Raw genomic sequence first — 26,096 nt, forward strand, 5'->3', positions numbered from 1 at the left:
CGCCAGGTCGGCCAATATCACGTTGCCTATTAGTGAAGGCGTTGAACGGACGACCACGGCGTCGTCCTCACCCTTTCCGGATGCCACGGGAGCGGAATGGTGACTGATCAGGGCCAGTCTGTCGGACCGGCAACGAAGTCGCGTTGGCTGACTTCGGAGAAGGTCGCCGTGTATCTGATCGCCCCGCTACTCGTCGCTCTGGTGGCCGCAGCATTCACGTGGTGGATGAGTCGACCGCGCACCGAGCTCGAGATCGTCGACATTGCGGTGCAAGACGGCTCCATCGCGGTCGGCCAACGAGAAGGCGAATTCAAGATAGTGGCACCCCGATTGCAGGTCGTATTACGCAATGTCGGTGATCAGGTCTCCGTAGTGGATGGCGCGCGGCTTCAGATTCTCGACCATGCCTTCTTCGACGTTTGCGAAGCTGGCGGCGCGCTGATGGTCAGCCAGACGTATGACGTGACGCTGCCCCTTGACCCGCAGCCCAATCAGATCCTGGACGTTGACGTCGCCCAGGAGATCGAACCCGGCCAAGCCGATCGGTTCGAATTCTCCATGCAGGTGCCCGAGCCTGAGAACGTAGTGGGCACTCACATGTACAGAGTGCAGATATCTCTGACCCGTGATGGCAACTCCGATGTACTCGACGCAGGCGTGGCCATCCTCGGCGCCCCTCATATGGCAATTGATGCCTTGTGGGTTACGGACGAAGACCTTGAGATCCCCGGGCCCGTCGGAGCGTGCTACCGCGACCTACACGAAGAGTATCTACGAGTGCAGCAGTGGGAAGGTGAGAAGTCGCAGCAACTCGGGACTGCACCTGACGACATCCTGCGCGACGAACCGCCAAACTGAGGGCACCGTCGTGCGGCATTCATCCCTTCACGTCGTTCCTTTAGCGGTTGGTGGACCTGCGCGGTGACATGACCGCCCACAACGCCTGGTACGTCGCGCTGGCCGAGGCTCTGGGCGCACCGCTGATCACCGCTGCGCAGTTCTCAGTCCCGAGGAGGCACTCGGCCGCTGAGCCGTGGACGGCTCAGCGGTCGACGTAGCGGTCGGTCTCGACGACGAACTGGCCGGTGGCGGTGTTGGCGTCGACGAACTCCGGCAGCAGCGGGATCCGCACGGTCACCGTGGCGCACACGGAGAACTCCTCCCCCGGCGCCAGCGACGGCGCGTAGCCCCCCGCCGCCGCACAGTCGGCGCCGGCCGGGACGTAGACCAGCCGCACGTCAGACGCCTCCACCGACTGGTCGGCCACCGCCAGCTGCGCGGCCCGCTCGGCCCGCGCCAGCCCGGAGACGGCGTCCGGCGCGGTGGCCAGCGCGCGCCCGGCCTCCCGCGCGGCCGCGGTCGCGGCGAACACCCCGCGCTGCACCGCGGAGAACCCGGCCACCACGTACACCAGCGGCACGAACACCACCAGCGCCACGAACACGAACTCCACCAGAGCCGAGCCCCGCTCCCCGGCGACCTGCCCGAGCCGGGCGCGCAGCCACCTCACGCCGCCTCCTCCACCGCCCGGCCGGTGACCTCCAGCGGCAGCACGTCACCCAGTCCGGCCAGCAGCGTCGGCACCGCGCCGGTGCAGCGCACCGTCACCAGCACCAGCCCGGTCGGGTCGACCTCCTCCGCGGCGGTGCACACCAGCCCCTCGGCGGTGCCGGTCGACGTCGCCCGGGCCACCGTCGCCAGCGCCCGGCCGGTCGCCGCCGACGTCGGCACGTCGGCGTTGGCCGCGTACCGGGCACCCTCCTGCGCGCTGGCGGTCACCACGTTGCGCACGTGCACGTAGACCGCCACCTGCAGCACCGCCAGCAGCAGCACCACGACCAGCACCGACACCAGCACGAAGTCGACGACGGCGCCGCCTCTCTCGGGGTCCCGCCGTTCAGCCACCGGCCGTGACGGAGGCCAGCGCGTTCTGCACCGCCGACACGATCGCCTCGCGGAACGGCACCAGGATCGCCAGCACCAGCGCCGCGGTCATCACGGTGATCATCACCCAGCCGGGCACGTCGCCCCGCTCGGGATCGTCCTCCCGGAGCCGCGCGGCCAGTGCCGCCGTGAGCGTGAGAAGCCAGGCCAGGGCCCGCATCCGTCGTCCTCCTCGGGTTGTGCCGGCGCTCAGCGCGCCAGCGAGACGATGCTGATCAGCCCCGGGAACAGGGCGAACAGGACGGTGACCGGCAGCACCAGGAAGACGACCGGCACCACAATCGTCAGGAGGACCTAGTCCTATCCGAAGCAAGAGGACCGACTGCCGTACCTACGGCGGCGGGCCGCGCCCTGGCAACCCTGCTTGTCCGGAGAGTCGGCAAGCGTCCAGGGCACCCGCAGCACAACGACCTAGCAGATTTCTGGCCTACCGAAGCGGGACTCCGAACTTCACATGACCCCTCATCTGCCCGCTCCCAGGACATGCGTCACGCCCGCCACCATGCAATCCAGAGGAACGCGAGAAAGACGGCCAGCATCCACATCAGCCAGCTTCCTGGGCTCTTCTTTCCGGGCGCTTCCGCTTCTAGGCCGATGATCATGACCGCTAGGATGCCGAACGCCACGATCATGGAGATGCCGGTGTGCAGCCTCCCGCCTGAGAGACGGGACGTCACCCGCAGGACGACGGACTAGCAGAGGTGTACGGAGCCCTACTTCTCAGAGCGCCGTCGGTCAACAAAGGGGAACAGGATCGTCTCCCTTAGACGTTTTTTGATGGCGAGCTCACTGCCTGGGAAGCGCCTACTCCGGCGGTGACGGCTGCGAGGACGGTGAACATCAGCTGGACGGCCGGAGGCAGATAATCGGCTGAGCTTAGGGCTCCAGCAGCCGCAGCTGCACCAGAGCAAGCGCCAACGATGACGGTCGGCATCATCGGGCTGCGCCGCATGGCTGTACCTCCGAGAGCAACAGCATGACGCATCGAGCCGGCCTTTGCAGCCTCGACCGCGCCGATCGGCAAACGCCCGTGTGCCCCCCAGAGGCACACGCTTAGCGGGCTTACGCCAGCTCGTGTACGCCGCAGAGGGGTCACCCCCCTCGTCGGGGCGAGGCCCATGCGCGCCACAGGCACGCCTCCCCCGCCGCACGGGTGGCAGCGTGTCGCGCGACTGGCGATTGTTGCGAGCGCAGTCACGCTGACGGCAATCTTCGCCGACTCGCCTGACATGACGACGGTCGTGACGACGCTCCTACCCGTGATCCGTTAGGTCCGCCGCCTGGGTGCCTGGCCGGGCGCTCTAGCTCGGCCAGGCATCCAGTGATGCGCAGGGTAGCCATTCCGCAGCCGTCGATGAAAGGCACTTCTACGGACTTCAGTTGCCCCGTCGACACCCGCTCAGCACTGAGGCAGTCCCTCAAGAGCGCCGTCCTCAATCTCGCCGTAGGTCAGGGACGCGTACTGCACCACATTCGGCGACCCCTCGATGCGGATCCAGATATCTGACTCTCGCGACTCCTCACCGGCATTCGTATCCGAGACGACCAACCGGCCCGTCGTCCGACAAAGGGCCGGTGCAGTCTGGTCATGCTCGAAGCTGCCATTGCTGATCTTGTCTTCCGGCCTGTCTTCCACGCCCGGGTAGACACTGATGTACTGCGACCCACCGCCCAGCGAGTCGAACCGGAGGACCGCCTGGCTCGGACTGGCACTGGAAGTAGGGGTCGAGCTTGAAGTAGGTATGGAGGTGGGGGAGGTAGTTGACCCCTGGATTGCAGTCAACGTCACCGCCACCCTGTCCAGTTCCAGCGTGTCCTCGGGGAGTCGTTTTCCGAGGTTGGCGGCCATCCCGTCCCGATTCTGAACCGCCTCCTCGATCGCGCTGTCGTCGCTCGGTGCGGCTACTAGAACGAGCTCATAGGGGTCGGGTAGATCGCTGGACTCTTTGCCTAGACCGACCTCGCGAACGGTCCAATAACCGCGCGCATTGATGTCAACCGGCGACGGGTTTGACGTGGTGGTGTAGTAGTTGCCATTAGGGGCTTTTGAGAGCAGCCACAAGACCCATCCTTCAGTTAGCTCGGCCGAGCCGCTCGCATCTATAGGGCTCGTCACGTCCGCGTCCTCCGCGGGTGCATCGAAGACTGCCGACAAGTCTTCATCCGGCCCCGGTCCCGGTCCCTCATCAATGATGAAGCCGGCAAATAGTGCAGCGATAGTGCTAAGCACACTGCCAACCCCTGCGGCAATGGTCCACCACCGCGGCTTTTTCTGGGTGTATGCGAATATGGCAAATGCAGCAAGAATTGCAGCTAGCCCGATAAGAACGCCGCCCCACCCATCCGCCGTCACGAACTCCCCCAAGTACGTCGCAGGCCATGGTGAGTGGCCTTCGGAAGCGTGCGGTGAGACTAGCTCCCGTGCAGGCGTCACACAGGTTGCGCGAGTGCATGTCGTCTCAACCTGAGTCGAAAGTGCTTTGGCACGGCGTGGGGTGCGGCACCCGACGTCGCACCCCTGCTCGATGCTTAGGCGGTGACGAAGCCTGAGGACAACGGGGACCCGTTCCACCCCGGCGCGCCAGCCGAGCCCGAATCGTGGTTCTACGAGGGCGTCGGCCGAGTGGTCATGGCCTGCGCCTGGCTTGACATGCAGATGGCGGCGCTGGCCTGCCTGCTGACCCGCTCCGAGGACCCGTTCGCGGTGGCGTCCGAGCCGGGCCGTCCGCTGCGGGACTTACGGCGGCTGTCCAGCCAGCTCCCGCGCGGGCCGCTGCCCACGCTGGTGCGGGGACTGGTGCGCGAGGCCGAGGCGCTGGTGGCCGAGCGCAACCGGATCACCCACTCACTCATCACAGGGGGCTGCACGCCAGGCACTCCGTTCATGCTGCTGCACCCCCGGAAGGCGGAGATCGCCGTGGCGCGGCACGAACCCCTGCCCACGTGCGACGAACTGCGGGACCTCGAGCGGCAGATTGACGACCTCACGTGGCGGGTCTGCCACGCTTGCGTGCCTGCCGGCGAGTACGCGCAGGGGACAGCGGACGGCCAGCAGGACACGCGCGGCTGACCCCGGCCGGAGCCTTGCGGCCCGGCGGACCCTGACCCCATGACAGGCCCACGGCGGCAGCCAAGCCAGCCCGAGCGGCGGCTGGTGGACTACGTGCACGGGGTGCTGGCGCAGGCGCGTCCGCCGTTGCCCCAGGACCGGCGACGGCCGGTGCAGCGCACCGGTGGCGGCCCAGCCCACGAGGCGGACGAACAGCGGGCGCAGGACGCGCCGCAGCCGGGGCAGGCCAGGGACGCGGCAGCCGCCCAGGCCGAGCGCGAGATCATGGCCGAGGCCGAGCGGCAGCAGGTCGGCATCCGGTACGCGGCGCAGGCGGTGGCGGTCCGCTGGCACCGGGCGGCCCTCGACGAGGGCTTCGGCTGGGAGGTCGCACACGAGGCGGCCCTGTTCGTCCACGGGGTCGCTACTGCCCTGGTGGACCGCAGACGCAGGCGGGCACAGGACCCGCCCGGCTGACCCCGGCGGGCCTACCTGAGCTCGTAGTCCGGGTTCTCCTGCGCGTGCCGCAGCACCGCTCGCAGCGCCTCGTCGCGGCTGCCAGTCCCGTGGCCGCCCCGCGTGTGAGCCATCCACAGCTCGCCGATCCCGGCGGGCGGCTTGGGGTCCCGGTAGACCATGCCCACCCGGCGGCCCTCCACGTAGACCTCCTCGACCTGCCCGCCGAACTCGGCCCGGAAGCGCCGCACGATGTCGTAGTCCACGCCGGGGACCCTAGAGGCGGCGGCCCGCCCTCCCGGCTCTGCTGCCCGGCCCGCGGCACACCAGCCACACCCGCCGCACCGGCCCCACCTGTCGCTGCGCTACCGGGTGCCGTCGGCCGGGGCAGCGATGCTCCGGTCATGGCACAGGACTACGTGACCGGCAGCGAGCACGATCAGGACGACGCCCCGAAGTTGGGTGACACCGTGGGCAGGGCCAGGACCGTGCCGGCTTGGGCCCACGCGGTGGCCCGCCAGGTGGCCGAGGTTGGCGAGGGGCCGTGGCGGGCCGAGTGCGGAACGACTGTCCGCGTCATCGGGGGGCCGTGGACCCCCGGCCGGGGACTGGGCGCGGGCCGCCCCTGCCCCGATTGCCGGACGCTGGCCGCGGGCTGACCGGCGGGCGCGGCGGCGGTCAGCCTGCCCGTCACTGCTTGGATTCGTTGCCTTCCGGCTCCTGCTGCGCGGACCGGCGACCGAACCGGGAGTCCGCCTTGGGCGTCTGCCCGTTCAGGTAGAGGAGGGCAAGCCCGCCCGCGACAACGAGCGGCCAGGCGATCATGCGCTGCGTCTCGATGCGGTCCGCGCAGAGGGCACGCCAGTCAATATCCTCGCGCCTCAGCCCACCACCGTCGATGTTGGACTCGAGGTCGTCCAGGAACTGCTCGGTGGCCTCGCGCCCGGACAGGTCTAGGGCGCTGCCGCAGCCGACTGCATCCGCTGTAGCTCTGGCCGACAAGGGCAGTAGCAGCAGCAGGCAGCCGATGGCCATGAGGACGCCCGCGACGAAGCGCAGCGCCTTGCGGTTATACACGTTCCTGTACCCCCGTGTTCCGATGACGGCGGGGGCAGTGGAACACGCAACGAAAGGCGAGGTCACCAACAACAGACCGCCGCACACGCTGGCCGAGCCCGCCTGTCCCAGCGGGCGCGACTGTCACGCCAGCACTGGTCAGGCCGCCGGCTCAGCCGCTGTCGCCGTTGCCGGACATGCGCGGGACGAGCGCGAGCCCGCCCCTGTCGTCTCCGCGCCGGGCGCGGAGACTTAGGATCCGACGAAGGCAAACCATCAGGCCGGGGCTGCTCCAGACGACTCCGTGCGCGCAGACTCCCCCGGCGCGCCGCCTACTGAGGGAGTTTCCGACCGCTCCTTATGTATATCCTCTCCGTCCGGAATGTCTTTGTGATCCTTCGGGAACGAGAGTAGGCCGTACACAACAGCGGCCGCAGTGATGATTGCGGGCGTCTGCCAATTCCCCCGCTCCGACACGCCGATGCAATAACACGCAATGCCTGCGATGAAAAATGCGTGCTGGGGCCTGCACGCCTGCGTCAAGAAGACTCTCGGCATTTCTCCTGTGAAGAGGTGAAACTTCACCGGCACTCGGTAGATCGAGGTGTGACGCGCGGCCATTGTCTGGACGATCAGGGGGACCAGTGCCAGCGTCAGGATGCCGAAGACGATGGACAGCCCCAGACACCACAATGCCGCGTCGCGCCATCCCGGCCGTATCTCGAGATTCTTGGATGCGATCCAACCGGCGGCAGCTACGGTAGTGACGAGGAGGTAGTTGCTCCACCGCTCGAATGCGCCTAGGGCCAGGACCTTCGGGTCAGCATCGACGGTACCGCCGGCACCTTGTTGTAACGACATGTCCCCCCCAGTGATGGTCTCGGCCGTATGTCGGGTCGGAACTCACCAAGCCTCGCGGGGGTCGTTGTCAGGCGCAATGGGTTCGACTGCGAGCAGGCCGCCCTTCGGTACGTCAGAAGCTCGGGTCCAAGGCGGTGCGATCATGGGCACCGCCCCTCGGATGGTTCCGAGTGGTGGTGGAAGCCGCCTTGGTGGTTCTTGGCGGCCCGAGCCGGGGTGCACACCGGCGGCGGAGCCCGGCGGGCGGTTGCGCCCGTCCGCCGGGTGCCACCGGGCCCGGGACGGCAGCGGGCCCCGCCAACACCCGGTGGGGGCTGACGGGGGCCCGGTCCGCGCTGGCGGTCATCGCCTCAGCGGCACCGCCTCAGTCGCGCTGGCGCGGTCCGGTCAGGGCGTGACCGGCTGACAGACGACGTTCTCCAACGTGTACGTCTGCCCCTGGATGGTCAGGGTGACCGTGGAGCCCTGCGGGACGAAGTTCCAGCCCAAGTAGAAGAGCCCGGCGTCCACCGGCCCTGTGCTGGCGGTGAACCCGGGCGGGGTCACCACGGCACCGTCAACGGCCCACGCGACGGCGTACGGGTGGTCGAGCAGGTAGTTGTCGAAGACCGCGACGACGCTGCACTGGCCGGGCGCGATCTCGTACGGGTAGGCGAACAGGTTGAGGAAGCGCAGCGGGGGCTCGAGGACCCCGCCGTTGCGGACGTAGGACACGCACGTCCCCTGGTCCGCGAAGGGCCGCCCGGTGGCCGGGTCCACGTACGAGGCGAAGCCACCCTTCTTACAGGCAGCGGCGGGGTCCGCCGAGGGCGCGGCGGTGGCGGTGCCCACCCCGGCGGTGGTCAGCGCGGCGGCCAGGGTGGCAGCGGCGGTCAGGCGGCGGAAGTTCACGGTGCACTCCTTCGGGTTGGCGCGGACCCGACGGCCGGGCAGCCGTCGGGGGTCATGCTGACACCGGGGCCGGGTGGCCCGGTGCCGGTCAGCGGGCGGGCGCGGCGGCGGCCCGCTGCCGGTCCTGGGCGGTCACCGGGTCACCGGCCGCAGCGTGAAGTGGGCCACGTTCACTCGCGTCAAGCCGTTGATCCGCTGGGACAGGCCAATGGACACCTGGGCGCGCTGGTCGCTGGTCCACTCGACGCGAATGTCGCTGGCCTTGGGCAGCACCCGGCGGGTGGCCGTGACGATGGCCTCGTTGAGCACGTCCACGACTGGGCGGGTGTCCGCCGCCAGGTCCACGGGGACGGGCTGGACGCCCCGGATGTGCCCGATCTTCATGCCGGTGGCGTGCAGGGTGTGGGTGGGGTTCACGGGTGGCTCCCTGGTGCGGCTGGTCGGGCCGCTGGTGGTGGGCGGTGCTGCCGGGGTGGTCAGCCCCGGCGGTGCCGGGCGGGGGCCCGGCTCGCAGAGGTTGCCCACCACTGCGCGAATCTGGCAATGCCTCTGCCAGTAGTCGCTACGGTGGCCACATGACGACGCCCAGGGTCAGCGGCACCGGCGCGTCCGTGCCCTCTCCCCGAGAGATGGCCGTCCTGCGCGCCCTGGTGGCTGGTGCACCCGGCTGGCAGGCGTGCACCGATGTGGCCGCCCGCGCAGGTATCCCCGACCGAACGGCCCGGCACCACCTGGCCCGCCTACGCAATGCGAGGGTGGTGCAGCACAACGGGGCGGCCACCAGGGGCGCGCGCTGGCGGCTACCGGACCCGCTGAAAGGCACACCGGCCGCCGCCTACCTCGAACGCGCCGAGAGCCTGTCCCGGCTGCTGTTCCCCGAGGGCGAAGGCGGCTGCTGACACCGAGCGCCCCGAGCCGGCCGGTGGCCCACAACCCGGCGGGGCGGCACGCCAGCCGGTCAGGCCACGCCAGCCCCCAGGCGTGCAGCGCCTCCGGGCCGGACCTCACGCAGGTCCGGGCAGCCAGGCGTCTATCGCCTCCTGGGCTGACCGTCACGCGCGCCTGCGCGTCCAGCGCAGCGGGATACGGTGCCACCACCGCCGCCGGAACTCGAAGGGGTACTCCACTACGCGCTCCCGGGTCATTCGCTCCAGCGTCTCCAGCGCCCGCCCGTAGACGGCGGCCCGCTGGATGGCTGGCCCCATCGCGTCCACCTCAGTACGTCCACGCTTCTCGGCGCTGTCCAGGATGGGTGGGATGTGCGCGGGGATCTTCTGCACCAGCTTGGACATGGGGGTGACGTAGGCCAGCACGGTCGCGTCCCGCACGACCAGGCTGGGCGGTCAGCAGCGCGGTTCACCAGCGTGAACTGTCCGGCTCGGCATGAGTCACGATGCGTGCCCGGTCTACGCAGTGAGCCCGGAAAACGTCAGCTGGCCCATCATCGGGGCGCAGTAAGGGCGTCTACCGGAGCAGCAAGATCCGACCGAGAAGTCCCCCATGATCTCTCTTCGCGGCGATACCCTCTACGCACCAACGTCCCGGGGGAGCCCGCCATGGGGATCGAGGACCGAGGAGGAAGGCCGCGCCAGAGGCGGCGCTTAGGATGTCTCACCGCCGCGACTGGCAGCACCATCGCGCTCTTTCTCATTTTCTTGCTCATCAACCTATTTGCTAGCCGCGCCTGCGGTTTTGCCGGGGATCTCCCACCGTATACACCTCCCCCTGATCAAGCAGAGATGGACCGCTACATATCGGATTGCGAGCAGCAACTCAACGATTGGCGGCAGGGGCAGGTTCGCTACCCCAAGACGCTTACCATCCCATTAAACGAGTCCACCACCTATCGAGCCAGTGTCGACATCCGACCCGGTGCCCAGCAGCAGCAATCATCGGACGCCAACATCGCAACCGCAAACGTGCAGGTGCGATGCGGGCTTGGTGCGCGCCTTGTACCGCTCGGCAGCAACGTCGCCATTGAAGACAACAGCGATTGGCTACTTCAGCAATTCGATACCCCGGGGATCATTGAATGGCATTGGACCATCCGAGCTAAGGAACCTAACGATGCCAAGGTTCGCCTTGAGATGCGGCCGGCCGTCGCCGTGCGAGACGGAGGTTATGTCGTCCCAGCAAACGTTGACTCTTCGAGTCTGACGAGTACCTATGAGACTGATATCGAAGTACAGTCGGGAATGATAGACCGGGCCGAAGCCTGGATGACGCGGAATTGGCCCAAGGTGCTCTTCATTGCAGGATCGATTGGAGCCGCGCTTATTGGGCTCGCCTCTTGGAGGCATAAGCTCTCCCGGGCACTCAAGGGGGAAGACGACGCGGAGCCTCCTGCGACGCGGGAGCAGTCTCCGGCACCAGCAGCGACGCCGCCCAGTCCGCCGACAGAGGGGCGGGGCCGCAAGCCCTCGCGAAAGGCAAGGCGACGCGGGAGCGGCTCTAAGTCCTAATCCGCGGACCGGATTCGGGAGCCCGGAGGCTCAGACGAGCTGTGTCTGCGCGATCCCCTCTCCGCATACTGCGGGGACCTTCATCGAGCTTGTCGGGAGGCCAAATTAGCCTTCACCGGTGCCCGTGGACGCCACCTTCGCGCTCGGCTACTTCCAGCACTACCTCGCGCTGCTGGACGACATCGATGCCGAGCAGCCGTCCAGGGACCGCGAACTGATAGCCGCCGACATGCTGCGTGCGCAGCCCACCCTCCGGCGCTTGCTGGAGGAGTGCGGTGAGCGCGTTCGCAACACTGGCAAGACGCCCGGTGGACGTCAGGAGCACCGCGAAGCCGTCTTGCGCGCCGAGGGCGTCCTACGGGACCGCGACGCGGTCGAGCGGGCCTTCGCTCCGCCCGGTCCGCAGGTGCAGGCCGAGGGCCTGCATCCGTGGGTATGGGAGCCGGCCGCTGAGCTATGGCCGGGCAAGCACTACCGGCAGGCGGTGGCGGCAGCCGCAGGGAACGTCAGCTTGCAGGTGCAGGTGAAGTTGGACCGATGGGACGTGGCGGACGACGCCCTAATGACGGCGGCCCTGAGTGAGAAGCCACCCACACAGAGCCAGCCACGCCTCCGGGTCCCGGCCACCCCAGGACGGCCCTTCGAGGAGGCGCTACAGCAAGGAACCTTGTTCTACGCCCGTGGTGTCTGGTCGCTGCTGCGGAACCCGGCAACGCACAACGTGGCCGAGGTGTGGAGCGAGCAGCGGGGCTTCGAAGCGCTGGCGGCGCTGAGTGTCCTCGCGCGGCTGCTGGACTCAGCGGCGGTGGAGCGGGCTGACACTGACGGGTGACTACTTGTTGTCCGGCTCCTAGCTAGGTCCGCACGCAGGGCTGCTTGAGCCTGTCGACCGACGCAGGTTCAACCCCAAGTGACCCATCAGCCTCGTCAGATGACACCAATGAGTGGCGACCATGCGCGTTACAGCTTGGCGGACCGTGTGCCCGGATACGGTCCGCCGGTGCACCAGGACTACCGCCTGCTTCCCCTTGACGGGCTCGAGCTACTTGAGAAACAGACGCTGCGGATGATCGTTCAGGCCTTGCAGCAGTACTCCCGCGAGGCCAAGGAGATTTTCGAGCGTACGCCTGCGGCGTCCGGCAGCGAGGTCATTGTCCTGGCTGAGGACTTGGTGCAGTACGCGCTTGAGGTCGCCGAGGTCTACCCCATCAACAAGCGCTTCGCTGGCTTCATCGATTACAAGCGCGCTCGCTGGCTGCCTACGGGCGATGGGCTGTTCCCTCAGGTCCTGCTCGTCGATGCCAAGGCATCGACGGAGAACAACCGCGACACCCTGCAGCAATCACAGCTCCCGATGGACGCGGATTTCAGAACCAGCAACGGCAAGATGGTGCACCTGCCGGCAGGCGTCTCTCCACACATGGAGATCGAGGCGGCGGACGGCCAACCGTTGCACGCCGTGACCACCTCGATCTTTATTCACTTTTATTACCGGGACCTCGCATCGCCTGTCCCGCCGTACCGCGAGCTGATGGACATTTACGTCCTGGCGGTGCCCCACAACAGACTGAAGGAGCGGTACAACCCCGATGCCACGACGGGCTTCTTCGGCCAGGGTAAGCACTCCCCTGCACGCGGCGAGGAGCCCCGGATCAGGGTCTACTTCAACCGCCTACGGGGAGCCTGCCCGTGGCGACTTCAGCAGTTGACCTACGCCGGCTCAACGGATGGATACACGGCTGCCTCCTGGCGGGACGTGGACGCCGCCGGGATGGAGGTCAATCAGCCGTTTCTGTATCTACCTCGATAAGAACGGGCTGCATGCTGGCCGTCAGGTAGCTATGCATGTAGTCCGCCTGCACGTCGATACCCACGAAGCGACCACCGAGGGCACGGGTCACGAGTCCGGTAGTGCCCGTGCCCATGAAGGGGTCGAGGCAAGTTCCACCCGTTGGCAGCGTTGCGGTCAGCGTCCGTTTCGCAAGGGCCTTCGGCATGACAGCGAGGTGATCGCCTCGGTTAGCGGCCACCGGCATAGGCCACACGTCGCCAGGGTTACGTCCCAGCGGGTGGTTACGGAAGACGTTGTCGCCTACCTCCACCCGCATCGCCTCGTCAAAGGTGTCATCGAGGTTGAGTAGCTCCTTCAACCGCAGCCACGTCTCGTTAGGCGGCACACGGGACCCGATCGCGTCCGTGCGGAAGTAGTGCCGCGTCCGCTCAAACGGCTGCTGAATCTGCTCAGCGACCCAGCCGATGGACCGCTTCTCGCGCTTGAGTGCGGCACGCAGATAGGCCGCCAACTCCACGGCCTCCGGCGCGTTTGGCCGGCGTTCGACCTCCTTGAGGCCGTCAATGGTCGAGCGGTGCCGCGGCGAGTTTAGCCAGCGGCGGAGCTCGGCCTGCCCCTTGGCCTTACCAGCAGCATCACCGCGCTCGGCACGAACGCGCTCGACACCGTCATCGGTGACGTGGGGGACGCGGATCGCGTCCAGGTTGAAGTAGTACTTCTCGGACTTGGCGAGCAGGAAGACCGGCTCCCACGTGTTGGTCAGCCGGTCCGAGACGCTGCTAGGCATCGCATTCGGCTTGTGCCAGACCGCGACGTTGCGGACCCACCAGCCGTCGTCCTCTAGGGCTAGCGCGACGCGGAAGGGGATCAGGCTGAGCTGCTTGTGCCGCCGCCAACCTGTGCGCGGCGGCTTGCCGCCCACCGTAATCGTTCGGTTGAAGTAGCTGTCTCCGATGTTCAGCCACGCTGTCCCGTCATCGGCCAAGACGCGGTAGATCTCGCGGTAGATCTTGACGAGGCGCTCGACGTAGTCCTCGGCCTCGTCCTCTAGCCCCAGTTGATCGTGGTGACCGTAGTCCCGCACCGCCCAGTACGGCGGGGACGTCAAGCAAGTGTTGATGCTGCCGTCAGGCATCTGAGTTAAAGCATCGGCAGCGTCGTCGAGGTAGAGCGCGTAGTCGTCGCCCGAGTGCGTAGCCCCGCTGCGTAGCGCCTGCCACGCCTGGTCGCTGGTCGGCGTCCCTAGCTTGTGGCGGCCTCGCATGATTTCGGAGTCTAAGGAGGGGTCTGACAACTTCCGACCGGGCACGCCGCACCCAGTCCGCCTGTCCGTGCCCGCGCCCATGCCCATGCCCTCAATGCGGGGCCGGCTCAGCTCGACTCTGCGACCGCCACTGTCGCCACCCGAGCCGGCCGGTGCCAACCTCGGCGGCGTGGCCCTCACCGCACCGGCACCCGCGCCCACCGCTCCGCCCGCCCCGGCCCGTCCCCGCCGCTGGCTGGCCGCCTACCTCGGCGGCGTCCTGGCGGCCGTCCTGCCCTACGGCGCGGGCGTCCTGCTGCCCTACTACGTCAACGGCCTCCACCGGCTGCCACTGGCTGAGGTGGCGTCCGGCCGGCACGACCCGAAGCTCCTGTGGCCCTCGTACACCGAGTGCGGCGGACTGCTGGACGTGGCCGGGTTGCTGTCCCTGGCGTGGACCCCGCTCACGCTGGTCGGACTGGTGTTCCTGGGCCCGGTGGCCGCCTGGCGCACACGGCACCGGCCGTGGGTCGCGGCCAGCCTGGCGGTCCTGTGGGTCGGGTGCGTGGCCGCCGTGGGGTGGCTGACGGGGCCGACGAGCGCGGCGCTGATGACCTGGCGGCTGGACTGACGAACCAGCCCGCCAGGACGGCGCTCTCCGCGAGAGGCCGATTCGCAGGGCTGTCGGGCCAACATCGGAGAGCCGCAGCCCGGGGGCAGGTCCGGCAGCACCGGCCGCCGCTGCCCACATGCACGCCGAGGACGGGCACCGTGCCCGGTTTGCCCGTCGCGGCGGGGCCAACGACCCTCGCGGCACCAGCCGAGCGGAGGGACACGAGCCCATGACGAGCGTCGCGAAGGGCCACCACGGCCAGCGCAACTACCTCGATGACCTGTCCTACGTGTGGGACGTCGAGGAGGAGTTGGACCCCTACTACGACGTCGACCACACCAGGGACAGGGAGGGGCAGCAGCCGTGGATCCGTCAGATGCGCCGCTTCCGAGCTGTGGCCGTGTGGGTGCGGATCGGGGACCGCGCCGCCCAGGACATCGGCGGGGCCGGACTGCTGGTGGTGACCACGCAGGACGGCGAGGAGCACCGCATCGCCTTCAGTGGCGGCGTCTCGGTCACTGGGGACACCGTGCGATTGCACGCGGGCGCGAGGGACGAGACCGAGCGGCACTGGACCCTGCGGCCCACCGCCGCCCCGGTGCGACCCAGGCTGAGGCTTGAACCCTAGAGGGAGCCGCCGGGCTCGCGCTTCGGGTCCTGCGGCGCGGGGTCCTGCGCGGGCTTGGGTGAACGGCACAGGGCGACGGTGCGGTCCGCCACCAGGCCGCCGGTCTCATCCACGCTGGCCTCGACGCGGACCAGCACCGGGCCGATGCGGCTGTTCTCCACCCACTGCTCGCGCAGCAGGACGGCAGCCAGCCGCTCGCGGTCCGGTCGGCGGGCATCAGAGGCACACCCGAGCCCACGAGGAACCCGTGCAGACCCGCGCGTTGCCGGGCAGGTCCACGTCCGGCACGTCGAGGTCCTCGACCAGGGGCACCGTCTCCACCGGCGCAGGCGGCGGGGGCGGCGTGGTCACCACCACCGGCAGCAGGGCCGGGGGCGCGGGGTCCGGCAGGACGGCGGCGATGACGGCCAGCAGCGCCAGCACGGCCAGCCACACGGGCCAGCGACGACGCCGGGGCGAGCGGCGGGTCACAGGTCAGTCCTCTCAGCGGTCGTCGGGCACCCTGGTGGGCAGCCGGGGACTGGCCGGGCCAGCGAGGGACGAGGAGCTCGCCAGCCCGGCCGGTCGGGGGGCCTGGCAGCCGCCCACGGTGGGAAGGAGTGCACCGGAGGCAGCAGGCCAGGCGGCAGGGGGGTGCGCCACAGCCGGGACACCACTCCGGCCGACCTGACGGCGCACCGCCCCCGGTCACGGATTAGCCCTGGGGCCACGCACCGCCGGTGGCGAGACCGCCGTGCCGGGTGGCGACGCTGCGGTCCTTCGCCAGCGCGGCACGGGCCTCGTCGTCGCTGAGGCCCAGGTACCGCTCGCGCAGCCGGTAGGCCTCGGCCGTTGTCTCGGCGGCGGCCAGCGCGCGCCAGGCCACGGCGGGCACCCCGGCCAGCAGCGCACGCGGGTCCACCCCGGACGCACTGAAGGGTGGCATCACGGGGTCCGCCTCGGGGGCGGGTGCGGGGAAGGCGGCGCGGTGCGCGGCGGCTCGCTGCGCGTCCTGCTGCCGGGCGACGGCCAGCACGTCCGACATGGTGGGCCGCCCGCCGGGGCCGGTGCCCTCCACCTCGGCCAGCCGTACCTCGCGCTCCCCGGCGGCCTGCCGCACGTCCGCGTCAGCGGGCACGCGGGCGTTCTCGGCGGCGAGCCACGGCTGGATCGCGCGGCCGTGCAGCGTCAAGGGCCGCGCGTCGGCGGACGGCTCGGGCACCGGGGCCGGGTGCCGAGCCGCGATGGTGCTGACGCCGAGGGAGGCGTCCACGAGGTCGGTCGTGGTGTACGCGCCACGGGGGCCGGTGGCCGTCACCTGCGCAAGGTCCACGCCCAGGGCCTTGGCGGTGATCTCCGCGTTCGCCCGGCTCAGGGGCTTGCCGCGCGTCATCGGACAGCTCCCGTCCGGCCGGTCTGCGCCAGCGCGTAGGCCAGCGCCAGGTCGTACTCGCGGGCGGTGACCCTCTGCTCCACCTCGGCGGCGCGCTGGCGGCTCGCGGCGTAGTCGGCGGCCACGTCCGCCGGGGTACGGCGGTGCAGCCCGGCTAGCCGGTAGGCGTCGTCCAGCAGCGGCTCCAGCGCGGCGGCCGCGCGGAGCTCGGGGGTGGCTGGCTCGGTGTCGGCCACGTCAGCGGCCAGGGGGATGCGGGTCATGCTGCGGCGCTCCCATCGCGTTCACGGGCGGCGCGCTCGGCGTCGGCCCTGTCGATCTGCCAGGTCCCGCCCACCTTCCGGGCGGTCAGGCGTCCCTCCGAGGCCAGCACCCGCACGCGGCGGACCCCCAGCCCCAGCAGGCGGGCCGCCTCGTCGACGGTCAACCACTCGGACGCCTCCCACGTTGGCAGGGGTGGCCTGTCCGGCTGTGCCGTTGTGCCGGACGCGGCACTCGTGCTGGTCAGCGGCGTGCGCTGCTGGTCCGCGAGCACCCGGCCCAGGGTGTCCATCAGGCCGCGCACGCGCGGGGGGACGGTGCCACCCCCGTTCGCCCGCTCGAGCCGCTGCACGGCCTCGAAAGCGCACAGCACGTCGAGGACCGCCTGCCCGCCCAGGGCCACTGCGCCGCCGGGCAGCCGCACCGCGTAGCCGTCGGCGGCGTCCAGCACCGGCCAGCGGTCCGCCGGTGCGCCGGTCACCGGGCAGCCCTGGGGGCCTGCTGCCGCTGCCGGGCGCGCCAGCGGACGGCAGGGGGGGACGCGCCGCGCAGCACGTTGGTCCGGTGGTCGCAGGCGGCCAGGTGGTCCGGCCGGACGCACCGGCGGTGGAAGCAGCCGGTGCCCCCGGCGCACTCGTCCGGCCGGTGGCATCGGTGGTCGATCTCCTGCCCGCGGGGATTGGGCCGTGGTGCAGCACGTAGGACAGGCGGTGCACCAGCACCGGCAGGCCCCGGACCTTCATGAGGCCGTAGTCGGTGCCGTCCTCGCCGGTGGTGCTGCCAGTCCAGATCCAGCAGCCGCCAGGGCCGGGGGTGACCCGGGACAGCAGCCGGTGCGCCAGCACCTCGCGCATCCCCGGAGTCAGCCGGTCCAGCACGTCGGCGCGGGTGGCGCGGGCCAACGGCGGGCGGCCGGTCACCAGCGGTCCCGGTAGACCAGCCGGGCCAACTCATCGAGCTCGTCCGGTGTCACGTCCTGCGGCAGCGCGGCGACGGCCTGCCGGGCGGCTTGGGCGGCGCGGCCCAGCGCCAGGTCGCGGCGGGCCTGCACCAGCTCGGGATCGTCGTCGGTGCGGCTGCGGGTGAGGGCGGCCACGCGGCCAGCGGCGATGTAGCGGTCGGGTAGTGCCATCGGACCCGGCCCTCCTGGGGCCGTGGCGTCCCCCCGGCGGGCCGGTCGTCGCTCGACGGGCAGGCCAGGGGTGGCGCGGCAGCCCCCGACGGTGCGGTGGTGGCTGCGGCTCCAAGTTGGCAGCGGTTCGCAGAGCGTGGCAACGAAGGACCACACAGCATGGGCAGCCCGGCCGCCGCGCCGCGCCGAGCGCACGACCGGCATAACACGCCGAGGGGGCTGGCGGGCAGCGGTCAGGCGGCCCACCCTGGCCGCTGCCTCGGCCCGGTGGTGAGGCTGGTCCGGCCGCGCGCCGGGTGGCCGGTGAGAGTCCCCCGGCGCGCGGCTGCCGCCCCGGACGCCACCTCAGGACCGGCCCGCGCGCTTGGCGAGAGGTGGCGCGCCGGCCGGGGTCTCCTTGAGCAAGTTGTGACGGCTTTGCGACACGGCCCCGGCGTGCGGCTGCCGGGCTGACTACCCCCGACCGGGCCGTCAGGCCGCCTCGCGCGCCCTCGTGGCAGCCTCGCGCATTCGCGCAGGTCAGCAGCCTGCCCAGGGGTCAGCCGCCCACGGTCACCGGCTGGCGGTCCCCGGCGTCCCTCGCGGCCCTGGCGGCGTCCCGCCTGGCGGTGGCGCGGCGCTCACGGCGCAGGTGTTCGCGGTCCGACGCGTTCAGGCCGCCCCACACGCCGTCCTCCCTGGCCACCAGGGCGTACCGCAGGCACGCGTCGACGACCGGGCACCCCGCGCACAGGGCGGCAGCCTGGTCCGCGCGGGTCCAGTCCGCGAACCAGCGATCACACTCCTGGGCCACCTGGCAGGGCGTGGGACCGACGGCGGCGATGGCACGGCCGAGGTCCCGGTAGGCGACCAGCGCCTCCCTGGACAGCGCGTGCCGGGCAGTCGCCGCCTGCTCCAGCACGGGCCGCGCCGGGACCCACGCCGTCGGCCACCGGGACGCTACGCCCGTCCGGTCAGGACCGTGCCGCGCAGGCATCACAGCACCCCGCCGTCGTCGAAGTCCTCGTCGTAGGCGTTCCACAGCGCGGGCCGTGTCCGGCCGCTGGGCCGCGCGGCCCGCTCCTCCACCCACCGCTCGACGCCGCCGGTAGGCCACCAGCCGTGCTCGTCGGCCCACGCCTGCCGGGCCGCCTTCCAGCGGCACCACGCGCGCATCGGCCCGGCGAGGTCCGGCGGCCAGTGCGCGCAGCCGCCGCCAGGCACCGGCCCGTCGTCCGGCCAGTCCGCCGGATCGAAGGCCACCAGCGCGCGGGACGGCAGCCCTGTCTCGGGCGCGCCGGACGTGCGCCGCCTCACGACGCGCCACCGTCCACGGCCCGCAGGCCGCGCGGCTGGTAGACGCCACGGGTCCCCCGGTACTGCGAGCGGGTGCCGTCCGGCGCGGCCTCTCCGTCCTCGCCCAGCGGCACCCGCAACGCCACGATGAGGCGGGTCAGGACGATGCGCTGCTGCCGCAGCTCCACCGTGGCCGGGTTGATGCGGCCGTCCACGATGAGCCCCTGCTGGCTCTCGATGCCGTGCAGGTCGGCGCACAAGTCCGCCACCCGCGCCGCCTGCCGCAGCAGCGCCAGCTCGTGCTCGTCCAGGTCGTACTCGGCGGTGATGGCGGTCCACAGGCGCAGGCCGTCCGGCCCCAGGTCCTTCGGGGGCGGCGGCTGCTGCGCGGTCTCGTCGGCGCTCATGGGGTGCGCTCCTGTCGTGGGTCAGTGGCTGCCGGGCGGTCCGGCAGGGCGACTCGGGGCCACTCGGCGGGCTCTCGGTGGTCCCGTCGGTTTCAGCACTCCAGTAGGGGGACGCATGGCTGAGCGGCGCGGGGTCAGGCCGGGCGGGGGGTCGGACATTCGAACCCTCTCCCCCTCTGACGGTGGGCCGGGCCTGACTGCCTGGTCCCGGCCGTCGAGCTTGCGGCGGGTGGCTGACGATGTGCCGCCGGTCGTGGCGCGGTCGGCGTGCTGGCCGCTGCGGGCGCTGCTGCTGCCGCCGTTGGGCGTCATGCCGACGTCGGCCGGCTCGCGGCGCGGATCGCCGTAGCGGTGCTCGTGGTGGTACTAGCGGTGGTGCTCGTGGTGGTGGCGCTGGTGCGGCCGGGTGCCGCGTGCCATGCCCACGTGCCTGTGCCTGCCGATACATTGCCGTTGCCGATGCACTGCCGATGCCGATGTGCGCGTCACGTCGCGGGACGCCGTTGCCGTGTGCATCGCTGACCGTGCGATGCCCGTGTGCCTCGGTTTCCGTGCTGTGCCTGTGCTGCCGCCCGTACTGCTGCTGTCCTGCCTGCGCCTGCCTGCTGTCCCGTGCCCCTGCTGGCTGCCGGGCTGGCGGCTGGGCTGCCTGTCCCCTGCCCTGCCCTGCTGGCTGGCTGCTGCTGGGCCGCTGGGGTGTGAGGCCCCCAAGTACCTAGGCCCGCGGGCGGGCAGGTGGGTGGACGGCGGTGGGGTGCTCGGGCGGGGGTGGGTGCTGGCCCCGTGCGGGGTGGGCGTGGGGTCCACGGGGGTGGATGCACCGGGGGACGGAGCCCCTGGCCCTTGCCCCGCTTAGTGGACGGAGCCGGGCGAGGGGGTGGCCCCTGGTGTGACCGGCCCGAGGCCCCGGTGCGTCACGACGTCGGGGCGCTCAGGGCGACGTGCGTGATCGCGGGAGGGGGCACCGGGTGGGGGTGCTGGGGGTAGATCCCGTTCGCGGGCCGGTCACGGCTTGGTCCGCCGCTCCGCCCACTCTGCGAGCTGGGTCAGGAAGTGCGCCGCGCGGCGCAGGCTATCCGGCTCCAGGTCGCGTGGACTGACACCACTGGTGGCGTCCAGCTTGGCGGGGTCGTAGTCGCCCATGATGCGGTCAACGCCCCCGATCAGAGCGCCGTCGAGCCCAGCCAGCCGGTGCACGCTCGCTGCGAGATTGGTGTAACCGCGTTCCATGCGCCGCTGCGCCTCGCGGTCGGCCCGCTCCTGTCGCTGCCGGTCGGCATCGAGGTAGTGCGCCCACCAGACCACCTCGCGGTACGACCGATATGTGCCGTCGGCAACCAGCTCGGCCAGGTCCGGGGCGTGCTTCTGCACGTAGGCGCGGGCGGCGTCCTCGTCCGTGGGCAGCCCGTCAACGTCCGCACGCTTGATCCACTCGTAGGCGGCGTTCAGGGTCATCTCGCCGGATACCACCTTGGGGGCCAAGTCCGGCGCTTCGTCGAGGACGGCCCCGGCCTGGCGCATCGCCTGCTCCCAGCCGCTGCTAACCGAGGAGTCTCGGTTATCGGCTGGCACGCTGCCGCGCTTCCACCGGCCGTTGGCGCGACGGCCTGCCGCATGCAGCACCAGCGCGGTGGCCATCGCCGGCGCCCCCGTACTCATGTGCCGCCGGGTCACGTTGCAGTCGATGACGAACTGGGCCGCGTCCTCGCCCTGGTACACCACCGTCACCGGCGGCACTCCCGCGCGCTGGCAGGCGGCCCATCGGTTGCGCCCGTCCAGAATGAGCCCGTCGGGCGTGACGACGATGGGCTGTCGCAGGCCGTTTGCCCGGACGGACTCGGCCAGCTCCGCCAGCTCGTCCTCGGGCAGCATCGGGAACTTCTCGGCGTACGGGTGCACCCCGGCGATGGCGGTCATGCGGTCACCTGGCGGGTCCTGCGTCATGGTCACAGCGTCGTCCTGGGAGATGTGCGCGCGTACGCGGTCCTGCGGCCCGCAGGTGGCTTCGCGTACCGCGCCCCGCGACATCGGTCGGGCGTCGGACGGACGGCCCCGCAGGGCGGTGCTGCTGGCCCGCCGTCCGCCGGTGCCGTCGTGGTGGCGGGAGATGACTTTGTTGTTCTTCATCGCTGACGGTGGCTCGTGCCGTCGCCGTCCGGCGGTCAGCCCGCAGCACCTGGCCGCGCCTCCGGCGGGGCCGTCGTGGTCCGGTCCCGTAGGTGCCGCCGTTGGCGTCACCGCAGCGAAGGACGAGGTGGGGTCCGGCGGTGGCTGCGGACCGCTGCCGGGTGCGGTCCCGCAGGGGACCGTGGAACGTCCCGTTAGAGACCGCGCGCGTATTGGTACCGCGCTCCGCAGTACCAGGCCCTCGCGTCTTCACAGCTTGCCGGCTCGGGCTGGTACCGCGCTCCGTGGTACCGCGCTGCCCGTTACCAGACAGTGCGCAAGACCCCCTGTTGGCGTCCATCAGGTACCGCGCTCCGTGGTACCTGGCTCTGCGGTGCCTGACCCCCGGTCGTTCGGCGTGGGGATGCGGTGCCGGGTAGCCAACCACTGACGAGCGGGCAACGGGATCATCGCCTGGTAGCGGGCCTTTCGGCCGCCGACGCCACTGGTGGGGTCCCACCACAGGTACTCGGCGCGGCGCAGGTCGGCGATGCGGTCGGTGACCCGCTGCGGGTTGTCGACGCCCAGGGACTCCGCCAGCTCCGCCCGGCTGACGCTGACCCGCCCGTCGTCGGTCATGTCGAGGGACAGCCGCCACGCCACCCTCACCGCCGGAGGCTGCAGCTTGCTGTCGTGCAGGACGGCCTCGATCCACCTGGCACGCAGCCCGGCATTCGGCTTCCGCTTCGAGTGCCCGGCCACTACTCGACCCCCCGGTCCAGCCCGGTCAGGACGGCGGCCGTGGCGGCGTCCTGGGCCACCGCGCCAGCGGCAGCGGCGGCGGTCAGCGCAGCCACCACGGACACTCGGGACAGGTCACCGGCGGCCACGTGGGGCCTCAGCCGGGCGGCGGCGTCCGTCACCCGGTCCAGCAGCCGCCCGTCCCGGCGGTGGGCCATCAGGTCGCGCACCGCATCGCCCAGGACGTCGTGCGCCGTCGCGCTGCTGGCGGCGCGGGCTCCCGAGGGCGCGCTAGCTTGGGCGTCACGGACCCCCTGGTGATTGGCGTCAGCGGCGGTCTTGGTGGTGGTGGGCCGGTCAGTACGTGGCGGCACTGGTCGGCCCCCGCCGTTCACGAGGCGTCACCACCTGGCACGGCGAGCACCAGCCGCCCGTCGGCGCGGGACGAGACGAGGCCTCGCGCGGCCAGCCCTTCTACGGCGGCCAGGGCCACCTCGCTCGGCAGGGCGCAGCACGCGGCCAGGTCGTCGAGGTCGACGTGCGCGCCGTAGCAGGCGCGGGCCAGCCGGTCGGCCAGTTGGCCCGCGACAAGTCGCTCTGGGGTGCTGAGGGCAGCGGTCCGCAGACGGCCGGTCCAGGCGTCCGCCGTCCGGCCGGTCATCGCGGACCACCGGCCAGCAGCATGTCGGCCAGCTCTCGGCAGTGGCGGTCCGCCAGCAGCCCGGCGTCGAGGGCCTCGCGGATGTCACCGGTCAGGACTACTGCGGCGACGCCCTGGCGGGCGTCCACCGCCTCGGGTGACCCGCGCCCTTGGACGCGGGCGGCGGTCATCATCCGGCCGACGGCGGCACGGATCTCGGGGGACTTATCACGGGGCACGGTTGGGTCACCGGACGTGCTGCGCGGGGGCGGTCACCGGGCCGCCTCTGCGGCCGGCTCGGGGTCCTGGCCGGTGTCCACGCCGCTGGCACGGGCGGCGTCCCGGCGGCGCTGCTCCCCGGCGGTACCGGGGGCCATCAGCGAGCGGATGTGGTCCTGCTGCTCCCTGGTCAGCCGGGGAGCCGTGGCTAGCACGCGCAGGACGTACGCCTCCAGCTTGGCGGCGCGCAGGTCCCGCTTCGCGAGCTCGGTCTCGGGAGCGGTGGGGCCGTGGAAGCGCGTCGCGTGCGCCACGCGCGCACGCTGATGAGTCACCGAAGACACGGTGTCTCTCCTGGGGTCAGGGATACCTCGAAGGCGCGTCCCTGGCCGCCTAGTGCCTCCGGTGTCAGCCCCTATCGGCGGGGTGCGGGGCCTGTGCCCCGGCTGCTGACAGGACCCACGCTAGGCGTGCCTAGCGGCGGTGCCTACTAGCGCACGCGCAAACTTCCGGGGCCTGGACGTGCACCGGCCCCGGCCGCCGCAGCGAGCAACCGAAGCCGTTATCGGGCCACGCGAGTCATGCGGGCCGATCCGCGCCCTTCCACGTGATCGCAACCTGGTCGGGCGTAAAGCGCGCGCCCTTCGTCACCGGCAGGACCGTGGCTGTCAGCAGTTGCTCGGTGATGCTGCGCCGGTCCCCCAGCGGCAGCGTCCGCCAGTGCGCCACCACGTCATCGGCGGCGACGAGCGCGGCCAGCGGACCACTCGCCTCGGCCGCCGCCATGCGCTCCTCCAGTGCGGCGATCTCGGCGTTCAGCTTGGTGGCCTGCGCGCGGACGGCGGCGGCGTCCAGCAGCCCCTCGGCCAGCAGCGCCGCCAGGTCTGCCTTCCGGCGGCGCTTGTCCCGAAGCGCGGCGGCCAGCGCAGCCACGTCCTCGCCCACGGACACCAGCGCCAGCACGTCCGGCCGGGTCAGGCGAGCCACGATGACGGCGTCGACAACCTCGTCCACGAGGTCCATCCGGCGCGCCAGGTGCGCCGCCCGGCACTTGTAGACCATCCACCGCTTGCCCTTCGCGCCCATCGGGGAGGCGAACAGCGGGCCGCCGCAGATGCCGCAGCGGGCGAGCCCGGACAGCCAGTACTTGACGGCGGTGTCCGGCGCGGTGCGCCGCTGCGGGTTCCGCAGGACGTTCGCCACCCGCTCCTGCGTGTCCGCGTCCAGGATGGTCGGCCAGGTGGCCTCGGCGTCCACGTCCGCGCCCCGGTACGTCACCCGCCCGCTGTAGCGCGGGTTCAGCAGCGCCCCCCGCAGCGCCTTGGTGTCCCACTTCAGACACGTCCGCTTCAGCGTCGAGCCGTCCGCGTCCCGCAGCGGCTCGCCGTCCTCGTCGCGGACCACGCGGTGCCCCGTGGTCCACAGCCCCCGCAGGTTCAGCATGCGGCAGGCGGCGGCCAGCGTCTCGCCGTCCAGCACCATGCGCGCGGCGTCCCGCAGCCCATCGGCCTCGGCGTCCACCACGAAGACCACCCCGTCGCGGCGGTCGTAGCCGAAGGGCCGCCGGGTCCACCCCACGCGCCCGGACTCGGCGCGCTGCCTATTCGCGCGCCGCTGACGCGCCCCCTTCCGCTCCACCTCGCCCTGCGCCACGGCGGCCAGGATGCGGGCGTTCATGCGGCCGGTGTCCGTGGTCAGGTCCAGGTCACCGGTGACCGTGGTGAGGCCCACCCCGGTCTTCTCGGCCAGCCCGATGACCTCCTCGAGGTCGGCCATGCGGCGTACCAGCCGGTCCACGGCCCAGCAGACCACCACGTCGACGGAGCGGGCACGCATGGCGGCCTGAAGTGCCCTGTAGCCCGGCCGGGGCTTGCCGCTGCTGGCGGACAGGTCATTGTCGCGGAAGACCTCGGTGACCTCCCAGCCGCGCCGCTGGGCCAGGTCACGGCAGTCGGCCTCCTGCCGGGCAATGGCGAGGCCTTCACCGGACCGGTCGAGAGACTGGCGGACGTATACGGCGGCGCGCATGCTCGGAATGTACGCGCCCGGTGACTATGACCATCATGGCGATCTCCTTGCGGCCGCCGGCCTCCAGCAGCTGGCGCTTGCCGGCCTCCCGGACGTCGGCGGCCTGTGCGCGCAGCACCTCGGCCAGCGGGGTGCCGCGTTCGATGGCGACGAGCAGGCCGTCGACGAAGCGGGCCAGCGCGTCGACCGACGTCCGGTCGGCCACCTCCTGCAGCGCCTGCACCAGCGGGACGCCGGCGCGGGCCCGGCCGAGGGCACCGCCGAGCTCGCTGGCCAGCTCGCCGCCGGACAGCCGCGAGACCCGGGCGATGGCCGCGGTCGGGCTCTCCCCCGCGGTGACCGCCAGTGCCAGCAGCTCGGCGACCACCGGGAACTCCGCGAGCAGCAACTCCTCGCGGCGGCGTACCTGCTGGGTCAGCCACCAGTCCCGCCCCAGGACGCCGCCGAGCAGCCCGCCCAGGCACAGCAGCGCGACCGACAGCACGTTGACGCTGCCGGCCAGCAGCGACGAGACGCCGGCCAGCAGCGCCGCGCCGAGCAGGCCGAGCCCGCCCCAGACCACCTGCTCGACGCGCAGGTCCTCGACGGTCTGCTCCGCACCCAGGGCGTCGAGCCGGCGCCGGACCGCGGAGCGGCCGCCGAGCACCCGGTCGACCAGCCGCGCCCCGTCGGCGACCAGCGGGCCGAACACCCGACGCACGGCGACCAGCAGACCCGGCTCGGTCGCCGTCCCGAGCAGCCGCGACGGCGGCGGGGTGTCGTGGACGTACGGCGCCAGCCGGTCGACCAGCCGCACCGACCGGAACGGCGGCGCGAAGCCGACCACCAGCAGCAGGCCCGAGGAGGCCGCCAACCCGAGCAGCATGCCCGTCGAGGAGGCGCTCACGACGACACCCCGCCGCTCCGCGGCCCGTTCGCTC

General features: G+C 71.3%; 37 protein-coding genes. 8 read left to right on the plus strand and 29 right to left on the minus strand.

The annotated features are described in order from the left end of the window. Window positions 1-168: 168 nt before the first annotated feature. Entirely contained in the window at window positions 169-858 is a 690-nt protein-coding gene (locus ACI79V_RS08740) for a hypothetical protein (protein WP_456888370.1), read from the plus strand. A gap of 184 nt (window positions 859-1,042) precedes the next feature. Here ACI79V_RS08740 and ACI79V_RS08745 read toward each other — a convergent pair whose 3' ends face one another. The 5 genes from ACI79V_RS08745 to ACI79V_RS08765 form a co-directional block, all read right to left on the minus strand. Further along, entirely contained in the window at window positions 1,043-1,510 is a 468-nt protein-coding gene (locus ACI79V_RS08745) for a hypothetical protein (RefSeq protein ID WP_456888373.1), read from the minus strand. Beyond that, window positions 1,507-1,905 carry a TadE/TadG family type IV pilus assembly protein gene (locus ACI79V_RS08750; RefSeq protein WP_456888377.1) on the minus strand — a complete coding sequence of 133 codons (399 nt, stop codon included), beginning with the start codon at window positions 1,903-1,905 and terminating at the stop codon, window positions 1,507-1,509. Before ACI79V_RS08750 ends, ACI79V_RS08745 begins: the two co-directional genes overlap by 4 nt. Then, the gene (locus ACI79V_RS08755) at window positions 1,898-2,104 is read right to left on the minus strand and encodes a hypothetical protein (protein ID WP_456873953.1); all 207 of its coding nucleotides are present in this window, start codon (window positions 2,102-2,104) and stop codon (window positions 1,898-1,900) included. Before ACI79V_RS08755 ends, ACI79V_RS08750 begins: the two co-directional genes overlap by 8 nt. A 328-nt stretch (window positions 2,105-2,432) precedes the next feature. After that, entirely contained in the window at window positions 2,433-2,576 is a 144-nt protein-coding gene (locus ACI79V_RS08760) for a hypothetical protein (protein ID WP_456888378.1), read from the minus strand. 767 nt (window positions 2,577-3,343) lie between these two features. Further along, a complete protein-coding gene (locus tag ACI79V_RS08765; protein ID WP_456888381.1) occupies window positions 3,344-4,297 on the minus strand; it encodes a hypothetical protein in 954 nt (317 codons plus the stop codon). A 183-nt stretch (window positions 4,298-4,480) separates the two neighbouring features. Here ACI79V_RS08765 and ACI79V_RS08770 point away from each other — a divergent pair, with 183 nt between their 5' ends. Together ACI79V_RS08770 and ACI79V_RS08775 are read left to right on the plus strand one after the other, a co-directional pair. Beyond that, complete coding sequence (locus ACI79V_RS08770; protein ID WP_456888382.1) at window positions 4,481-5,014, plus strand: hypothetical protein; 534 nt, start codon at window positions 4,481-4,483, stop codon at window positions 5,012-5,014. A gap of 39 nt (window positions 5,015-5,053) precedes the next feature. Then, the gene (locus ACI79V_RS08775) at window positions 5,054-5,470 is read left to right on the plus strand and encodes a hypothetical protein (RefSeq protein ID WP_456888384.1); all 417 of its coding nucleotides are present in this window, start codon (window positions 5,054-5,056) and stop codon (window positions 5,468-5,470) included. Window positions 5,471-5,481: 11 nt separating this feature from the next. Here ACI79V_RS08775 and ACI79V_RS08780 read toward each other — a convergent pair whose 3' ends face one another. The 5 genes from ACI79V_RS08780 to ACI79V_RS08800 all read right to left on the minus strand — a co-directional run bounded on the left by ACI79V_RS08780 (window position 5,482) and on the right by ACI79V_RS08800 (window position 8,674). After that, a complete protein-coding gene (locus tag ACI79V_RS08780) occupies window positions 5,482-5,715 on the minus strand; it encodes a hypothetical protein (protein WP_456888388.1) in 234 nt (77 codons plus the stop codon). A 424-nt stretch (window positions 5,716-6,139) separates the two neighbouring features. Next, window positions 6,140-6,526 (minus strand): hypothetical protein, encoded by a 387-nt coding sequence (locus tag ACI79V_RS08785; RefSeq protein WP_456888389.1) that lies wholly within the window; start codon window positions 6,524-6,526, stop codon window positions 6,140-6,142. A 255-nt stretch (window positions 6,527-6,781) separates the two neighbouring features. Further along, window positions 6,782-7,366 carry a hypothetical protein gene (locus tag ACI79V_RS08790; protein ID WP_456888391.1) on the minus strand — a complete coding sequence of 195 codons (585 nt, stop codon included), beginning with the start codon at window positions 7,364-7,366 and terminating at the stop codon, window positions 6,782-6,784. 387 nt (window positions 7,367-7,753) lie between these two features. After that, window positions 7,754-8,257, minus strand: coding sequence for a hypothetical protein (locus ACI79V_RS08795; protein ID WP_456888393.1), 504 nt, complete (start codon window positions 8,255-8,257; stop codon window positions 7,754-7,756). A gap of 132 nt (window positions 8,258-8,389) precedes the next feature. Continuing rightward, a complete protein-coding gene (locus ACI79V_RS08800; RefSeq protein WP_456888394.1) occupies window positions 8,390-8,674 on the minus strand; it encodes a hypothetical protein in 285 nt (94 codons plus the stop codon). A gap of 158 nt (window positions 8,675-8,832) precedes the next feature. Between ACI79V_RS08800 and ACI79V_RS08805 the strand changes: the two genes are divergently transcribed. Then, window positions 8,833-9,156: a hypothetical protein gene (locus ACI79V_RS08805; RefSeq protein WP_456888396.1), complete on the plus strand. Its 324-nt coding sequence runs from the start codon at window positions 8,833-8,835 to the stop codon at window positions 9,154-9,156. A gap of 153 nt (window positions 9,157-9,309) precedes the next feature. Here the strand turns inward: ACI79V_RS08805 and ACI79V_RS08810 are convergent, their stop codons facing one another. Continuing rightward, complete coding sequence (locus tag ACI79V_RS08810) at window positions 9,310-9,570, minus strand: hypothetical protein (RefSeq protein WP_456888400.1); 261 nt, start codon at window positions 9,568-9,570, stop codon at window positions 9,310-9,312. Between the two features lie 1,273 nt (window positions 9,571-10,843). Here ACI79V_RS08810 and ACI79V_RS08815 point away from each other — a divergent pair. Together ACI79V_RS08815 and ACI79V_RS08820 are read left to right on the plus strand one after the other, a co-directional pair. Then, the gene (locus ACI79V_RS08815) at window positions 10,844-11,551 is read left to right on the plus strand and encodes a TIGR02391 family protein (RefSeq protein WP_456888402.1); all 708 of its coding nucleotides are present in this window, start codon (window positions 10,844-10,846) and stop codon (window positions 11,549-11,551) included. A gap of 168 nt (window positions 11,552-11,719) precedes the next feature. Beyond that, complete coding sequence (locus tag ACI79V_RS08820; protein WP_456888403.1) at window positions 11,720-12,529, plus strand: SfiI family type II restriction endonuclease; 810 nt, start codon at window positions 11,720-11,722, stop codon at window positions 12,527-12,529. On the opposite strand, the gene ACI79V_RS08825 is transcribed toward ACI79V_RS08820, so the two are convergent. Next, a complete protein-coding gene (locus ACI79V_RS08825; protein ID WP_456888405.1) occupies window positions 12,498-13,775 on the minus strand; it encodes a DNA-methyltransferase in 1,278 nt (425 codons plus the stop codon). The genes ACI79V_RS08820 and ACI79V_RS08825 overlap by 32 nt on opposite strands. Before the next feature lie 169 nt (window positions 13,776-13,944). Here ACI79V_RS08825 and ACI79V_RS08830 point away from each other — a divergent pair, with 169 nt between their 5' ends. Together ACI79V_RS08830 and ACI79V_RS08835 are read left to right on the plus strand one after the other, a co-directional pair. Next, on the plus strand, window positions 13,945-14,385 hold the full coding sequence (locus tag ACI79V_RS08830; RefSeq protein WP_456888407.1) for a hypothetical protein: 441 nt from the start codon (window positions 13,945-13,947) through the stop codon (window positions 14,383-14,385). Between the two features lie 211 nt (window positions 14,386-14,596). Next, a complete protein-coding gene (locus ACI79V_RS08835) occupies window positions 14,597-14,995 on the plus strand; it encodes a hypothetical protein (protein WP_456888408.1) in 399 nt (132 codons plus the stop codon). Here the strand turns inward: ACI79V_RS08835 and ACI79V_RS08840 are convergent. The 17 genes from ACI79V_RS08840 to ACI79V_RS08920 form a co-directional block, all read right to left on the minus strand. Next, window positions 14,992-15,156, minus strand: coding sequence for a hypothetical protein (locus tag ACI79V_RS08840; RefSeq protein WP_456888410.1), 165 nt, complete (start codon window positions 15,154-15,156; stop codon window positions 14,992-14,994). The genes ACI79V_RS08835 and ACI79V_RS08840 overlap by 4 nt on opposite strands. Before the next feature lie 55 nt (window positions 15,157-15,211). Then, window positions 15,212-15,466, minus strand: a complete 255-nt coding sequence (locus ACI79V_RS08845) for a hypothetical protein (RefSeq protein WP_456888411.1) — start codon at window positions 15,464-15,466, stop codon at window positions 15,212-15,214. A 223-nt stretch (window positions 15,467-15,689) separates the two neighbouring features. Further along, window positions 15,690-16,367, minus strand: coding sequence for an E3 binding domain-containing protein (locus ACI79V_RS08850; protein ID WP_456888413.1), 678 nt, complete (start codon window positions 16,365-16,367; stop codon window positions 15,690-15,692). After that, the gene (locus ACI79V_RS08855; RefSeq protein WP_456888414.1) at window positions 16,364-16,630 is read right to left on the minus strand and encodes a hypothetical protein; all 267 of its coding nucleotides are present in this window, start codon (window positions 16,628-16,630) and stop codon (window positions 16,364-16,366) included. Before ACI79V_RS08855 ends, ACI79V_RS08850 begins: the two co-directional genes overlap by 4 nt. Beyond that, window positions 16,627-17,079: a helix-turn-helix domain-containing protein gene (locus tag ACI79V_RS08860; protein WP_456888416.1), complete on the minus strand. Its 453-nt coding sequence runs from the start codon at window positions 17,077-17,079 to the stop codon at window positions 16,627-16,629. Before ACI79V_RS08860 ends, ACI79V_RS08855 begins: the two co-directional genes overlap by 4 nt. A 465-nt stretch (window positions 17,080-17,544) precedes the next feature. Then, window positions 17,545-17,760: a hypothetical protein gene (locus ACI79V_RS08865; protein ID WP_456888418.1), complete on the minus strand. Its 216-nt coding sequence runs from the start codon at window positions 17,758-17,760 to the stop codon at window positions 17,545-17,547. 538 nt (window positions 17,761-18,298) lie between these two features. Next, window positions 18,299-18,661 (minus strand): WhiB family transcriptional regulator, encoded by a 363-nt coding sequence (locus tag ACI79V_RS08870; protein ID WP_456888419.1) that lies wholly within the window; start codon window positions 18,659-18,661, stop codon window positions 18,299-18,301. Window positions 18,662-18,735: 74 nt separating this feature from the next. Next, on the minus strand, window positions 18,736-19,056 hold the full coding sequence (locus tag ACI79V_RS08875; protein ID WP_456888421.1) for a hypothetical protein: 321 nt from the start codon (window positions 19,054-19,056) through the stop codon (window positions 18,736-18,738). Beyond that, window positions 19,053-19,442 carry a hypothetical protein gene (locus tag ACI79V_RS08880; protein ID WP_456888424.1) on the minus strand — a complete coding sequence of 130 codons (390 nt, stop codon included), beginning with the start codon at window positions 19,440-19,442 and terminating at the stop codon, window positions 19,053-19,055. The genes ACI79V_RS08875 and ACI79V_RS08880 overlap by 4 nt, the downstream gene beginning before the upstream one ends. 1,005 nt (window positions 19,443-20,447) lie before the next feature. Further along, on the minus strand, window positions 20,448-21,569 hold the full coding sequence (locus tag ACI79V_RS08885) for a ParB/RepB/Spo0J family partition protein (protein ID WP_456888426.1): 1,122 nt from the start codon (window positions 21,567-21,569) through the stop codon (window positions 20,448-20,450). Window positions 21,570-21,908: 339 nt separating this feature from the next. Then, complete coding sequence (locus ACI79V_RS08890; RefSeq protein ID WP_456888428.1) at window positions 21,909-22,217, minus strand: hypothetical protein; 309 nt, start codon at window positions 22,215-22,217, stop codon at window positions 21,909-21,911. A gap of 92 nt (window positions 22,218-22,309) precedes the next feature. Then, window positions 22,310-22,519 (minus strand): hypothetical protein, encoded by a 210-nt coding sequence (locus ACI79V_RS08895; protein ID WP_456888431.1) that lies wholly within the window; start codon window positions 22,517-22,519, stop codon window positions 22,310-22,312. A 161-nt stretch (window positions 22,520-22,680) separates the two neighbouring features. Beyond that, complete coding sequence (locus tag ACI79V_RS08900; protein WP_456888434.1) at window positions 22,681-22,950, minus strand: hypothetical protein; 270 nt, start codon at window positions 22,948-22,950, stop codon at window positions 22,681-22,683. After that, a complete protein-coding gene (locus ACI79V_RS08905) occupies window positions 22,947-23,168 on the minus strand; it encodes a hypothetical protein (protein WP_456888436.1) in 222 nt (73 codons plus the stop codon). The genes ACI79V_RS08900 and ACI79V_RS08905 overlap by 4 nt, the downstream gene beginning before the upstream one ends. A gap of 33 nt (window positions 23,169-23,201) precedes the next feature. After that, on the minus strand, window positions 23,202-23,462 hold the full coding sequence (locus tag ACI79V_RS08910; RefSeq protein ID WP_456888438.1) for a hypothetical protein: 261 nt from the start codon (window positions 23,460-23,462) through the stop codon (window positions 23,202-23,204). Between the two features lie 265 nt (window positions 23,463-23,727). Then, entirely contained in the window at window positions 23,728-25,176 is a 1,449-nt protein-coding gene (locus ACI79V_RS08915) for a recombinase family protein (RefSeq protein WP_456888440.1), read from the minus strand. Next, entirely contained in the window at window positions 25,130-26,062 is a 933-nt protein-coding gene (locus ACI79V_RS08920; protein WP_456888443.1) for a type II secretion system F family protein, read from the minus strand. The genes ACI79V_RS08915 and ACI79V_RS08920 overlap by 47 nt, the downstream gene beginning before the upstream one ends. Window positions 26,063-26,096: the final 34 nt, after the last annotated feature.

The sequence above is a fragment of the Geodermatophilus sp. SYSU D00700 genome, from assembly GCF_054050255.1.

Excerpts from the sequence above, each read along its gene's own strand:
- ACI79V_RS08755 (WP_456873953.1), bottom strand. The coding sequence starts at position 2,104 with ATGCGGGCCCTGGCCTGGCTTCTCACGCTCACGGCGGCACTGGCCGCG.
- ACI79V_RS08760 (WP_456888378.1), bottom strand. The coding sequence starts at position 2,576 with ATGATCGTGGCGTTCGGCATCCTAGCGGTCATGATCATCGGCCTAGAA.
- ACI79V_RS08775 (WP_456888384.1), top strand. The coding sequence starts at position 5,054 with ATGACAGGCCCACGGCGGCAGCCAAGCCAGCCCGAGCGGCGGCTGGTG.
- ACI79V_RS08790 (WP_456888391.1), bottom strand. The coding sequence starts at position 7,366 with ATGTCGTTACAACAAGGTGCCGGCGGTACCGTCGATGCTGACCCGAAG.
- ACI79V_RS08805 (WP_456888396.1), top strand. The coding sequence starts at position 8,833 with ATGACGACGCCCAGGGTCAGCGGCACCGGCGCGTCCGTGCCCTCTCCC.
- ACI79V_RS08825 (WP_456888405.1), bottom strand. The coding sequence starts at position 13,775 with ATGCGAGGCCGCCACAAGCTAGGGACGCCGACCAGCGACCAGGCGTGG.
- ACI79V_RS08835 (WP_456888408.1), top strand. The coding sequence starts at position 14,597 with ATGACGAGCGTCGCGAAGGGCCACCACGGCCAGCGCAACTACCTCGAT.
- ACI79V_RS08850 (WP_456888413.1), bottom strand. The coding sequence starts at position 16,367 with ATGACGCGCGGCAAGCCCCTGAGCCGGGCGAACGCGGAGATCACCGCC.
- ACI79V_RS08855 (WP_456888414.1), bottom strand. The coding sequence starts at position 16,630 with ATGACCCGCATCCCCCTGGCCGCTGACGTGGCCGACACCGAGCCAGCC.
- ACI79V_RS08865 (WP_456888418.1), bottom strand. The coding sequence starts at position 17,760 with ATGGCACTACCCGACCGCTACATCGCCGCTGGCCGCGTGGCCGCCCTC.
- ACI79V_RS08880 (WP_456888424.1), bottom strand. The coding sequence starts at position 19,442 with ATGAGCGCCGACGAGACCGCGCAGCAGCCGCCGCCCCCGAAGGACCTG.
- ACI79V_RS08885 (WP_456888426.1), bottom strand. The coding sequence starts at position 21,569 with ATGAAGAACAACAAAGTCATCTCCCGCCACCACGACGGCACCGGCGGA.
- ACI79V_RS08900 (WP_456888434.1), bottom strand. The coding sequence starts at position 22,950 with ATGACCGGCCGGACGGCGGACGCCTGGACCGGCCGTCTGCGGACCGCT.
- ACI79V_RS08915 (WP_456888440.1), bottom strand. The coding sequence starts at position 25,176 with ATGCGCGCCGCCGTATACGTCCGCCAGTCTCTCGACCGGTCCGGTGAA.